General features: G+C 60.6%; 9 protein-coding genes and 1 pseudogene. 6 read left to right on the top strand and 4 right to left on the bottom strand.

Features of this window, described 5'->3' with window-relative positions:
- Window positions 1-107 precede the first annotated feature (107 nt).
- A complete protein-coding gene (locus AC0L3L_RS12385) occupies window positions 108-473 on the top strand; it encodes a helix-turn-helix domain-containing protein (protein ID WP_473637747.1) in 366 nt (121 codons plus the stop codon).
- 317 nt (window positions 474-790) lie between these two features.
- On the opposite strand, the pseudogene AC0L3L_RS12380 reads toward AC0L3L_RS12385, so the two are convergent.
- A pseudogene (locus tag AC0L3L_RS12380) lies at window positions 791-1,609 on the bottom strand (hypothetical protein).
- Between the two features lie 280 nt (window positions 1,610-1,889).
- On the opposite strand from AC0L3L_RS12380, the gene AC0L3L_RS12375 reads away from it, so the two are divergent.
- A complete protein-coding gene (locus AC0L3L_RS12375; RefSeq protein WP_473637746.1) occupies window positions 1,890-2,195 on the top strand; it encodes a hypothetical protein in 306 nt (101 codons plus the stop codon).
- A gap of 394 nt (window positions 2,196-2,589) precedes the next feature.
- Here AC0L3L_RS12375 and AC0L3L_RS12370 read toward each other — a convergent pair whose 3' ends face one another.
- The gene (locus AC0L3L_RS12370) at window positions 2,590-3,024 is read right to left on the bottom strand and encodes an FKBP-type peptidyl-prolyl cis-trans isomerase (protein WP_473637745.1); all 435 of its coding nucleotides are present in this window, start codon (window positions 3,022-3,024) and stop codon (window positions 2,590-2,592) included.
- Between the two features lie 222 nt (window positions 3,025-3,246).
- On the opposite strand from AC0L3L_RS12370, the gene AC0L3L_RS12365 reads away from it, so the two are divergent.
- From AC0L3L_RS12365 to AC0L3L_RS12350, 4 genes are all read left to right on the top strand, one after another.
- Window positions 3,247-3,441, top strand: a complete 195-nt coding sequence (locus AC0L3L_RS12365) for a hypothetical protein (RefSeq protein WP_473637744.1) — start codon at window positions 3,247-3,249, stop codon at window positions 3,439-3,441.
- A gap of 892 nt (window positions 3,442-4,333) precedes the next feature.
- Entirely contained in the window at window positions 4,334-8,101 is a 3,768-nt protein-coding gene (locus tag AC0L3L_RS12360; RefSeq protein ID WP_473637743.1) for a vitamin B12-dependent ribonucleotide reductase, read from the top strand.
- A gap of 130 nt (window positions 8,102-8,231) precedes the next feature.
- Window positions 8,232-8,309: a type II toxin-antitoxin system HicA family toxin gene (locus AC0L3L_RS12355; protein WP_245265364.1), complete on the top strand. Its 78-nt coding sequence runs from the start codon at window positions 8,232-8,234 to the stop codon at window positions 8,307-8,309.
- Between the two features lie 4 nt (window positions 8,310-8,313).
- A complete protein-coding gene (locus AC0L3L_RS12350; RefSeq protein WP_473487947.1) occupies window positions 8,314-8,523 on the top strand; it encodes a type II toxin-antitoxin system HicB family antitoxin in 210 nt (69 codons plus the stop codon).
- A 323-nt stretch (window positions 8,524-8,846) separates the two neighbouring features.
- On the opposite strand, the gene AC0L3L_RS12345 is transcribed toward AC0L3L_RS12350, so the two are convergent.
- A complete protein-coding gene (locus tag AC0L3L_RS12345; protein ID WP_473637742.1) occupies window positions 8,847-11,045 on the bottom strand; it encodes an esterase-like activity of phytase family protein in 2,199 nt (732 codons plus the stop codon).
- Between the two features lie 205 nt (window positions 11,046-11,250).
- Window positions 11,251-12,267, bottom strand: coding sequence for a glycoside hydrolase family 25 protein (locus AC0L3L_RS12340; RefSeq protein WP_473637741.1), 1,017 nt, complete (start codon window positions 12,265-12,267; stop codon window positions 11,251-11,253).
- Window positions 12,268-12,495 lie beyond the last annotated feature (228 nt).

Here is a 12,495-nt window from a genome sequence, read left to right as displayed (position 1 = left end):
GGAGACCTAGGTCGGTATGAGCGTGCTTTTCTCCAAAACGGCTCGTCTTCGTGCGTCGAGTTCGAAAGTCGTTATAAATTCATACCTTGTTTGAAAGAGTGGACTGGATGACGCGATCTGAGTTCAACACACAGGCGTTTTTGAAGGCGCTGGATCGAAAGAAGTCGGATAGAAAACTGAACTGGAAGCAAGTCGCTGAACTTTCGGGAGTCAGCGCTTCAACACTGACCCTCATGGCGCAGGGACAAAAGCCAGATGTCGAAAACCTGGCTCGGCTATTCCACTGGTCGGGTTTGAGTGCCGACACATTTGTGGGCGCTGGACAGGGACACCGCCTTCTTACAGAGCCGTTCAGCCAATTCACCATGGTTATCTGTTCGGACAACTATCTTGCCGCCAATGGCCGCAGCTCGGTGGTTGACACCATCACTGGCATTTGTGTGCGTCTCCGAGACAAACTCCACCACGGCTAGCGGGAAAAGGATGACGAGCGCGGGCCTCGTCGAACGCCGGCGTGGTGTTCCCGTTCCCCAGGATCGCCGGCCCCCGTCGTGAGGAGACGGCCTTGGGGGTCTGGTTCATCGGCGTCGCAAGCTCGTAGGCCTTCGCCTACGAGTTCCGGCTCAGTCGATCAGTTGGTCCGCGTTGGACGGCCTCCAAAAGATTGAAAGCGGAATGGCCGCTTTGAATGACCTCGTCCTGTGAGCTGTCAGGCCGCTTGCGGCCCGAAGCGGACGAAGTCTGCTCGTGACGCAGAATGGATTCTGCGTCACAGCATGACCTTGTGGGGTTACCTGATCTGTATATGAATATGGTCGTCGTGGCGGGCGGCGCGGCATCCCTGAAACCGGATCTGGCTATCGGTGGTGCCCAGCGCATTCTTAATATGCGGTTCCAGGAAGATCTTATCCAGGCCGAACCTTTCGACGCCTTTCGTGGAAAGCCAATGGAGGGAGAAGGCCGTGCGCCGCTTTTCGATTTGATAGGCGGGAAAGAATGGCTGCAGCCACTCGAGATCCTACCGCGCAGTGATGACGTCGTTCCTTCCTTCACAGGGCTGTTCGTCGCCCGCCGCCGGTTCCTCGAAGGCAAAATACCCGATCGGGGACCTCGCTGCGCCATTCAGGAAGTTGCCTTGCGGGGTCTTATAGTAGAATGCGAGATCGAGTTTCTTGCCATCGGCATGGGAAAGATGCGGAAGCAGCGGAAAACCGTCCCAAAAGGGAAAGTTTCCATCCAGTGCGACTGTGGCAGTGCCAGGGAATTCGCGGTCCACATCTTCCGCAAGCGCCGTGACGAGATCATGCATGGGCGGCGCCACGTAGTTACGGTTGAGCAAGCAATAGATCGGCGACTTCACGACAAGACGGACCTTCTCGTTCGGAAAGCAGGACAGAGGAACCCGCCCGAATATCGGTGCAACAAAACTCGCTGCAAATGCTGTAGCGGCGTAGAAACGGATGAACATCCCAAATTTTGCCGCGAGGCGCCGCGTGCCCAAAGCATGGGTTGCGAGCAAAGCCAGAAGATAGGCAAGGCCACCGATCTGGGTCACGATTGTCAGCGCGACAGAGATGAGAAACCGGCAAACGCGACGTAATGAAAGCATTGATCTAAGTATCGATTTCCAGTGTTGCGGGACGTTGGATTTGGACGATACCTCACTTGGCCGCCGACACAACGTCCGCTGTTGGGCGCGAAGGAGACCTCTTTGCGACCTGGTTTAGTTTCTGGATGGTTCACCAACCCATGCGAGGTTCATAAGAAAGTCGAGGGTTCCCAACCAGCTCTTTATCAATACTTCACCATAGGGACGACGGTTACGGAACCTTTCTGATTGCTGCGGACTTCCGGGATTCACTGTGAATTCGAAATGAAGGGGTCCCCGCATGAAAGTCACCGCAGCAGGTATCGACCGCATCAAGATCGGCAATGCGGACGCGAGCGGCCACGGCGCGCATTTCGTCGTTTGGCTTTATCTTCAGGTCGACGAAGGCGGCACACAGACCGGTCAGGAACTGGTGGTGTCGGTGCCGTACGACGCGCAGATGACGTTCAACGATCTCGCTACCCAGGCTTTCGAGAAGGCGCACGCCATGCTTCGCGCCTGCTGCGAGATAGATGAGTCCATGTGGTGGAAGCAGTTCAACCGCAGCCTGGCGCCGCTGCCCGAATGGACGCCCGGCGCCCAGTAGTTGGCAGACACCCGACCGGGCATTGCCGCTGCGCGGCGGCAATGCCGCTAAAGATAAGATCGCGTAATGCGAGGCTCGCAACTGAACGACAGCAAAGGGCCGATTCAAGCTGTAGCGCGAAGGGCGGCTCTGGAGAAGCGCCGGAAGGTCAGTAATTGGCGCTACCTGTGCATTCCGGGCACGAGAAATTCGAAGGCTGGCCACTGACATCCACTGAGCGACTCGTGGCCGGAAAGTCGCATTAGATGCAGTGTCGAACCTTACGAATGTCGGCACGATTTGGCGATCGCCTAAGCGCGGAAAGCAGGGCGGCAGGTGACACACCGCCGAAACCCTCCGGCGGAAGTCCGTCACCCGAAATCATAGCCACCACGGCCTTGGCCACATGGATACCCTACGCCGCCTGAACGATCTCAACCAGTTCAACGTCGAACACCAGATCCTTTCCGGCCAACGGATGATTGCCGTCGAGCTTGACGCTGGCGTCGTCGACGCCGACGACCGTCACTTGCATGGGGCGCCCCTCGCGGGTTCTGGCCTGCAATCGAGTACCGATATCGACGTTGATGTTGTCCGGCACCCTGGCGCGGTCGACGGTGATGATCGCTTCGGGGCGGTGGGGGCCATAGGCGGCGTCGGCGGGAACGGTGACGGTGCTTTTCGCGCCGACCTCCATGCCCTCGACATGGGTTTCAAGGCCGGGGATCACTTGCCCTTCACCGAGCTTGAATTGCAACGGCTCGCCGCCGGAAGAATCGAATTGAGTGCCGTCGGCTAGACGTCCAGTATAATTGATGCGCACGGTGTCGCCATTCTTGGCCTGTGTCATGGCAGTCATCCTTTGGGAGTTTTTGAGGGACCGGCCAGAGTTCACGGTCCCGTTTTCGATCATCCACGCACTAAGGTGCGCGGCGCGAAACTCTAAAACTAGGGGCTTGGCTGCCGATGTAAACCCACAATGCCGATTGAGCTACCTGCGTAAAGACAGGTCGCGGAGGCGGACTGGGATCTGTTCGCCAAGGATCTGGGTGGCGCATTTTTCGAGCATGTTGTGGCGACAGAGATTGCGAAGACTCTGATCGGCCACCCACCCCGGCGGCTTTTGGCCAATATGCAACGGTCGCCGCCAAACCCGGCACCATTGGCCAACGTCGCGCAACTGGTGATCAATGGCGTGTGCCGGGTGCGCAACAGCTACATCCATGGCGAGAAGTTCACGGGCGGGCCGGAGGGACAATGGGTCTGAAGACAGCGATGGACTTCGCTAACCACGCGCTTTCCGGAACCTGAAATCTGACCCCGCCAAGGCTACATCCGCTTCTGTCGCTGGTTGCTCGTTTCCAGTCGGCAATCGAACCGCACGAAACCACCCATTTCCACTTTTCACACACGGTACCAAGCGTCAGGATTTCACCACTAGGACGCACGGCCAAAGCCGCGCATTTGCCGTGCATCGCCGGCGATGTTCTGCTGGTGAAGTCAGGGAATCGATTGGCAACTCCGGCTTGCCATGTCTTAGCCATGTCTTAATTGCGGACGAATTGCCCGCGCGTGGGCAAAATCGAAATTCTGTGGGCCAACTTTCTATCCCCGTTATCCACATATGTGACACACAAGATGTTGGGGTCACAAAAGCTACGCAAACGAATCCTTGACGGCGCAAAACGAGTCGCCTTTTATAGGCCATGCGCTCCTGTTGAGAGTGCGACCGGAAAGTTCTGAGCCCGGTCTTTTTCCCGGATTATGTGCGTTTTGGCCGCATTTCCGCCTGTTTACGAGGCCGGCGGAAGCGTTGGGGTTGTGGGGTCTTTGGGGACGAAAGGGAAAAATGTCGGACTGGAATAAATTGTCTGTTAACACTATATTTAGTGTTTGCAGGTAGGTTCGACGCTAGATAATGTGAAAGTCCCTCGATTGAGGGAGTCGCAAAGAAGTTTCAGTTTTGAGGGACCCGCAGGGTTCGTCGGCGCGTTGGACGGCTACTTCGCAAGGAGTTCGACCAACAGGGCGGGCGGAGCCTGTGAAGAGGAGCCGGCCGTTTTCGAACGCCGGCAGACGGCGGACATGCGCGTTTCGCAAAGGGGGCAGAAATCCCCTGGGAAAAGCGCTATATGTAGACACACAAAGGGATAGGACCAATGCGCATCGAGCGTCGTTTCACCAGGCAGGGGCAATCGGCTTATGCGGAGATCGAATTCCGCAAGGCGCTTTCGGAGATCAAGAATCCGGATGGCTCGGTGGTGTTCCGCTTGGACAATATCGATGTGCCGGCGCAGTTCAGCCAGGTTGCCGCCGACATCCTGGCGCAGAAATATTTCCGCAAGGCCGGCGTGCCGGCTCGGCTGAAGAAGGTCGAGGAGAATGACGTCCCCTCCTTCCTGTGGCGCTCCGTCGCCGACGAGGCCGAACTGGCAAGACTGCCGGAGGCCGAGCGCTACGGCTCCGAAATCGACGCCCGCCAGGTCTTCGACCGCCTTGCCGGCACCTGGACCTATTGGGGCTGGAAGGGCGGCTACTTCAAGTCGGAGGAAGACGCGCGCGCCTTCCGCGACGAGCTTGCCTATATGCTGGCCACCCAGCGCGTGGCGCCGAACTCGCCGCAATGGTTCAACACCGGCCTGCACTGGGCCTATGGCATCGACGGCCCGAGCCAGGGTCACTTCTATGTCGACCCGTTCACCGGTAAGCTGACCAAGTCGAAGTCTTCCTACGAGCATCCGCAGCCGCATGCCTGCTTCATCCAGGGCGTGCAGGACGATCTCGTCAACGAAGGCGGCATCATGGACCTGTGGGTGCGTGAAGCGCGCCTGTTCAAATACGGCTCCGGCACCGGCTCCAATTTCTCGTTCCTGCGCGGCGAAGGCGAAAAATTGTCCGGCGGCGGCCGCTCGTCCGGCCTGATGAGCTTCCTCAAGATCGGCGACCGCGCGGCGGGCGCCATCAAGTCGGGCGGCACGACGCGCCGCGCCGCAAAGATGGTCATCGTCGACGCCGACCATCCCGATATCGAGGAATTCATCGACTGGAAGGTCAATGAGGAGCAGAAGGTCGCCTCGCTGGTCACCGGCTCCAAGATCGTCAAGAAGCGCCTCGAAGCGATCATGAAGGCCTGCATCAACTGCGAAGGCCAGGACGACGATTGCTTCGACCCGGCGATCAACACCGCGCTGAAGCGCGAGATCAAGGCAGCCAAGAAGGACGGCGTGCCGGAGAACTACATCTACCGCGTCATCCAGTTCGCCAAGCAGGGCTACACCTCGATGTCGTTCAAGACCTACGACACCGACTGGGATTCGGACGCCTACCTCACCGTTTCGGGCCAGAACTCCAACAATTCGGTCTCGCTGAAAGACGATTTCCTGCGCGCCGTCGAAGAGGATGCCGACTGGCACCTCACCGCCCGCAAGGACGGCAAGGTGCTGAAGACGCTGAAGGCCCGGGATTTGTGGGAAAAGATCGGCTATGCCGCCTGGGCGTCGGCCGATCCGGGCCTGCACTTCAACACGACGATGAACGACTGGCACACCTGCGCCGCGGCCGGCGCGATCCGGGCGTCTAACCCGTGCTCGGAATACATGTTCCTCGACGACACCGCCTGCAATCTGGCGTCGATCAATCTGCTGCCCTATCGCAACGCGGACGGCAGCATCGATATATCCGCCTACGAGCACACGGTTCGGCTGTGGACCATGGTGCTGGAAATTTCCGTCATGATGGCGCAGTTCCCGTCGAAGGAGATCGCCAAGCTCTCCTACGAATACCGCACGCTCGGCCTCGGCTACGCCAATATTGGCGGCCTGCTGATGACATCAGGCATTCCCTATGATTCCGACGAGGGCCGCGCCATCTGCGCAGCACTCACCGCGATCATGACCGGTACGGCCTATGCCACCTCGGCCGAAATGGCCGCCGAGCTCGGCGCTTTCCCCGATTACGACCGCAATGCGCAGAACATGCTGCGTGTCATGCGCAATCACCGCCGTGCCGCCTATGGCGACAGGGACGGCTACGAAAAACTCGCCGTCAACCCGGTGCCGCTGGTCGCCTCCGACCTGAAGCAGCCGGAGCTTGCCGCCCATGCCAAGGCTGCCTGGGATCGCGCCATCGAGCTCGGCGAGGAGCATGGCTACCGCAATGCGCAGGCGACCGTAATCGCGCCGACCGGCACGATCGGCCTGGTCATGGATTGCGACACCACCGGCATCGAGCCCGACTTCGCGCTGGTCAAGTTCAAGAAGCTGGCCGGCGGCGGCTATTTCAAGATCATCAACCGCGCCGTTCCGGAAGCGCTGCGCACGCTTGGCTATTCGGAAAGCCAGATCGCCGAGATCGAAGCCTATGCGGTCGGCCACGGCAATCTGAACCAGGCGCCCGCCGTCAACCCCGGCTCGCTCAAGGCCAAGGGTTTTACCGACGACAAGATCGCGGCACTCAACGCAGCGTTGAAATCGGCCTTCGACATCAAGTTCGTCTTCAACCAGTGGACGCTTGGTGCCGACTGGGTGAAGGAGACGTTTGGCTTCACCGACGAGCAGCTCAACGATTTCTCGTTCGAGATGCTGCCGGCGCTGGGCTTCTCGAAGAAGGACATCGAGGCCGCCAACATCCATGTCTGCGGTGCGATGACCCTCGAGGGAGCACCATTTCTGAAAGCAGAACATCTGCCGGTGTTCGACTGCGCCAGCCCGTGCGGCAAGATCGGCAAGCGTTCGCTGTCGATCAACAGCCACATCCAGATGATGGCGGCGGCCCAGCCCTTCATCTCCGGCGCCATTTCCAAAACCATCAACATGCCGAACGACGCGACGGTGGAAGACGCCAAGGGCGCCTACATGCTGTCGTGGAAGCTGGCGCTGAAGGCCAACGCGCTCTATCGCGACGGCTCGAAACTTTCCCAGCCGCTCAACGCCTCACTGCTTGCCGACGTCGAAGACGACGAGGACGAGGCCGTCGAGCAGCTGATTGCGGCGCCGGCTTCACAGCGCGCCGTGCAGGTGACTGAAAAGATCGTCGAACGCGTCGTCGAACGGCTCTACCGCGACCGCGAAAAGCTGCCGAACCGCCGCAAGGGCTATACCCAGAAAGCGGTCGTCGGCGGCCACAAGGTCTATCTGCGCACCGGCGAATTCGATGACGGTCGTCTCGGCGAAATCTTCATCGACATGCACAAGGAAGGTGCCGCCTTCCGGGCGATGATGAACAACTTCGCCATCGCCATCTCGCTCGGCCTGCAGTATGGCGTGCCGCTCGAGGAATATGTCGAAGCCTTCACCTTCACCAAGTTCGAACCTGCCGGCATGGTGCAGGGCAACGACGCCATCAAGAACGCCACGTCGATCCTCGACTATGTGTTCCGCGAACTTGCGGTTTCCTATCTCGAACGCCACGACCTCGCTCATGTCGACCAGTCGGATTTCGACAAGACCGCACTTGGCCGCGGCATCAACGAAGGCAAGGCGACGCCGTTCTCGAAGGGGCTGACGCGCGGCGTCTCGCCGGTCAAACTGGTGTCGGGAATGAGCGCCGACCCTAAGGGGTTTGGCGGTTCAAGTCCCTCTCCCGCCCCCACTCGCTCGGCGCCGACGGCGTTCTCAGGCTCCAATGTGCTGGCGCTGAAGCCGGCCAGCGACGAAGCGATCGCCTATAAGCGTGACTATGAGGAGCGGGCCAGGGAACTGGTCGAGGATATCGTCTACGAGGAAGCCGAAGAGGCTTCGGGCCTGTTCACCGATGCCGCCGTGCAGGAGGCGGCCGAGGCGAAAGCGCTTGCCGCTACAAGGCGTCAGCAATCCTTGATGCAGGGCTACACCGGCAACGAATGCTCGGAATGCCACAATTTTACGATGGTGCGGAACGGCACGTGCGAGAAGTGCGACACCTGCGGCTCGACGAGCGGGTGCAGCTGAGGACCGATGCCACCTCGGCTTACGGTCCGCGAAGTCATTCGCCTGCTGGAAACCGACAGCTGGTATCTGGTTGCAACTAAAGGCAGTCATCGCCAATATTAAGCATGAAATCAAAGCCGGCCGCGTCACCGTGGCCGGCAAGCCGTCTGAAGAGGTTGCACCGGGAACACTGAATAGCATCCTCAAGCAGTCCGGTTTAAAGGAGTGATGACATGCGCTACGCGGTGGTGATCGAAAAAGCCGGAAACAATTTTTCCGCGTACGTGCCGGACCTGCCCGGCTGCATCGCGACCGGCGCGTCGGTTCCTGACGTGGAAACCGAAATTCGCGACGCAATACGCTTTCATATCGAAGGCTTGCATGCCGATGGGCTGGATGTGCCCAAAGGGGTCAGCCTGGCGGAATATGTAGAGGTGCCCTAGCTACGCCGCAACCGATGTGCTGCGGCTTGGGTCTTGTGGAAACGGCCGCGGATGCCACCGACGAAACCAGCCGCAGCGAAGACCTGTCTATGTCCCGTCAGGGAAGACGTCGCGCGCTGGCTAAGCGACCGTGCCACGCCCGGCTTCGCGGAAGTGCCCCCCTCACCCGGATTGCCAACCAAATTGCGAAGGGCAATTCGGGGCAATCCGACCTCTCCCCAAGGGGAGAGGAGTTCGCCAGCGTTGATGCCAGCCTCTTCTCCCCAGCGGGGAGAAGGTGGCCGTGAAGCGGACGGATGAGGGGGACGCTCCATATAACACCCTCAGTTCACGGCGCTGATGTTGCCCAAGCGTAAAAACAGCGTTTCGCCGGAAGAATCGTCGACGCCGTCATTGTCGGTGGCGACGAAGATATCGCCGTTCTTGTCGATGGTGAAACCTTCGACCTTGTCGATGACATAGCCGTTGGTGGCTGATTTCAGGTCGCCGACGATGTCGCGCACCAGCGTCTTTTCGACCAACGGCAGTTCGCCACCGAGCTTGGCCGGTTTGAAGGCGTCGAGCGCCACCGAATAGATGCGCTTCACCTTGGCCAGGTCGCCAATCTGGTTGTCGCGTTCGAGGATGTAGAGCTTGCCGTCATGCGCGGTGATCTCCGACAGCCCCATCCAGCCAGCTTCGGTCGCTTCGAGCGGATAGCGCACTGCCGACCATTCCTTGGCCTGCGGCTTGTAGGCCAAAAGCTTGACCTGGCCCTTCGGATCGTCGGCCCATTCGCGCTGCACCGCCATCACCAACGTCAGGTCGTCGCCCTCGCCAATGGTGGTGATGCCTTCGAGGCCGAAGCGGCTCTGATGAGCGAGCAATTCTGTCGGGAAGCCGATTTCCTGCTTGATCTCGCCCTTGTCGTCGACGCGCAGGATAGCGTGCGGGACGAGCTTTGCCGGATCGCCTTCATTGGCCAGCCAGAAGCCGCCTTCACCGTCGGCGACAATACCTTCGATGTCGAGCTTCTGTGCGGGATGGCCGCCACGCGTGACGATGGTCTTGCCGGTGATCAGCGCCGGCGTCTGCGTGGCATCGATCTCGAAGATCGAGGGCGCGTTGGCATAGAACGAGTCCGACGCTGCGAACAGCTTGCCGGCGGTGTCGCTGGCCGCGAGCGCCGAAAGCGCACCCCAGCCGAGCGGCGCGCCGTCTGCCGTGAGCTTTGCCGTAATCATCGGGTAAGTGGCGGGACCCTCGGAGCGCTCGTAGATCATCACGTGCGAGCGGGCGAGCCCGTCCTCGACCAGGTCGGCCTCGTTGGCGGTGACCAGGAGATTGCGCGACGGGATCGCGACCAGGCCTTCCGGAGCGATGCCGGACGGCAGGATCTGGACAAACTGAGGCTCCGCACCCGTGTCCTTGTAGACGCCGACAACGGAGCCACGCTCCGAAGTGACGAAAATCAGTCTGTCTTCGCCGAACGTGCTGGTTTCGAGACCCTCCGGCTCGATGCCCTTCTTGTTGCGGGCGTCGGGATAATGGCCGGCATTGGCGACCTGGTACTCGAAGGATGGGCCGGATTCGTAGAGAACCTCGCCCTTCTTGCTGAAGATTGTGAAGCCGCGCGAGCCGCCCTTGTAGTCGCCTTCGTTGGCGACGACGAGGCGGTCATTGTCGAGCCATTTCACGGCGTCGGGTTCGCGCGCGACGTTTTCCATTTTGCCATCGAAGGACAGAGCGCCGTTCTTCTTGGTGTCGATCTTGTCCAGCGCGACCGAGCCTGCGGTGAAGTGCGTGACGATCGCGCCGGTCTCGGCGTTGACGATGGCGATGTGGTTATTTTCCTGCAGTGTGACTGCTATCTCGCCGGCCTCGTTGAAGGCGACGAATTCCGGCTCCGGATCTTCCGCCGCGACTTCGGCAATGCCCGCCAGGTTGACGGTCTTCATCGTCGCGCAGTCAGGCTGGCCCTCGGCCAGCGTGAAGATCTTGAGGTCGCCCGCCGGCATCTGCGGAATTTCTCCGTCGTTCAGATCCTCGTCGCGCTCGTTCTCGATGGCGATGGCCAGGAACTTGCCGTCCTTGCTGAATGCCAGTGAGTCCGGCTGGCCGCCGAGGTCGCAGGTGCTTTCGATCGCCTTGGAGGCGAGGTCGATGATAGTAAGGTTGCCCGAAGGCTTGGCTTTGCTCTCCGACGTGTTGACGCCGGCCAGCACCTTGCCGCCGATGACCACAACCGAGGTCGGCTCGCCGTCGATCTTGACGATGCCGCCGGCCTTGGGCGCCTTGGGATCGGCGATGTCGATGAAGCCGACCGCACCGAGCGGGCTGTCGGAATAGACCAGCGTCATGCCGTCTTCGCTCGCCGCGATGATCTCGGACGAAGTCGGCGTGGTCTTCTCGACGTCCGCCGGGAGGTTTCCGGCGACCGCGAAGCTCGCGACCCGGTTGAACATCATGTCGGCATGGGCCGGCAGCGAAACGGAGGCAGCAAGCGCTGCCGTCAGGACGAAAAGCGCGGAATGGCGGGGCACGGGTGGCGTCTCCTGTTCGAATGGAAGCCACCTGATTTGCGGGAACCACATTTCAAAGCGATGACGGATCGATGACACTTCCGCGACAGGCGGTCAGGGTCCGTCGATATTCACCTCATGCTGGCCTGCAAATGGCGGCTTTCTGCGGCCGCGATCAGCCCCCACAGGCGCGAACAGCAAGAAGCTCCAGCCCCGGAAGGACGCCCTACTCCGCCTCGGCCACCATCTGCCGTCCGCCGACCCAGTTCCGCCAGGCTCTCTCGTCGCCGTGGAACACGTTGAGGTCGATGCGGCCCCTCACCCCGTGCGACAGGCCGGAGCCGGAATACTGCCAGAACACCCATTTGCGGCCGGGATAGACCTTTGCCGGGTGCTGTGCCACCGCGCGCAGCCAGAATGGATAGTCCAGAAATGCGCCACGCAGATTGTCGCGGTAGAAATCAGGCGCGGTGTAGATGATGGGCCGCTGGCCGTAGTGGCGCTCGAGCTTGTCCATGAACACCTGCATCTTCTCCAGCACCTTTTGCCGCGACGGCCGCCGCTTGCAGCTGGATTCGCCGTTCCACTCGACATCGATCACCGGCGGCAAGGCGCCCTCGACTCTCGGCACGTTTCGGATGAACCAGTCGGCCTGCTCGCCGGCTGTGCGGCACCAGTAGAAGAAATGGTAGGCGCCGCGCTTGAGGCCGGCGGCGTGGGCATTGCGCCAGTTCTTCCTGAACATTGGGTCGAGATGATCGCCGCCGTCGGTCGCCTTGATGTAGGCAAAGTTCGCGCCCTGCGCGCGCAGCTTGTCCCAGTTCACGTTGCCCTGCCAGCGCGAGACGTCGACGCCGTGAACGGCGAGGTGTCTGGGCGAGGCCCTGCCGAAATTGATCGGCTTGGCGTCACGAAAACGATAGCGCTGGACCGGCTCGGCGAGGATCGGTGCTGCCCGTGCCAGCCGCGTCGGCGCCACCAGGGCGATCGGTTCGGCGGGTGGTTCGATGCTTTCCGCAGGCTCTGGAGTGGCCATCGCCACAGTCTGCTCCGCCGCCTCTTCCTGCGCGAAGTCGGGTGCCGCATCGGCCGCACCGACCGACGCTACCGGCGCGGGCGGCCGCACAACCGAGCTGGTCGTCTCGCTGGACGGCACTTGCAACGCGTCGACGCCGGACGTGGATGTGCAGCCGGCAAGGCACAGAGACGCGAGCACAAAGATGACGACGCCTGATAACCGCATCTGGACCTGTACGCAGAACACAACAGACCGAGGGCAAGACAACGCCGCCGGACAAACCAGTCCAGATTACTAACGAGAAATTACCAACAAAGTTTGAATCAAATTGTTAGGATGAGAGCTGGGCAAACAGAATACATGGTGCGTTCGCTTGATCGCCGTAGCGGCGAGAGCTTGAAAACGCCGGCAGGGCAGAGGGGCGCGCGAAGGATCGCCGACCTTGCACCCCTG

It is taken from the genome of Mesorhizobium sp. WSM4849, from assembly GCF_055811385.1.
Note: the sequence above shows the minus strand (reverse complement) of the source record. Positions and strands in the feature narration are given on the sequence as shown.

Excerpts from the sequence above, each read along its gene's own strand:
- AC0L3L_RS12370 (WP_473637745.1), bottom strand. The coding sequence starts at position 3,024 with ATGACACAGGCCAAGAATGGCGACACCGTGCGCATCAATTATACTGGA.
- AC0L3L_RS12375 (WP_473637746.1), top strand. The coding sequence starts at position 1,890 with ATGAAAGTCACCGCAGCAGGTATCGACCGCATCAAGATCGGCAATGCG.
- AC0L3L_RS12385 (WP_473637747.1), top strand. The coding sequence starts at position 108 with ATGACGCGATCTGAGTTCAACACACAGGCGTTTTTGAAGGCGCTGGAT.
- AC0L3L_RS12340 (WP_473637741.1), bottom strand. The coding sequence starts at position 12,267 with ATGCGGTTATCAGGCGTCGTCATCTTTGTGCTCGCGTCTCTGTGCCTT.
- AC0L3L_RS12350 (WP_473487947.1), top strand. The coding sequence starts at position 8,314 with ATGCGCTACGCGGTGGTGATCGAAAAAGCCGGAAACAATTTTTCCGCG.
- AC0L3L_RS12360 (WP_473637743.1), top strand. The coding sequence starts at position 4,334 with ATGCGCATCGAGCGTCGTTTCACCAGGCAGGGGCAATCGGCTTATGCG.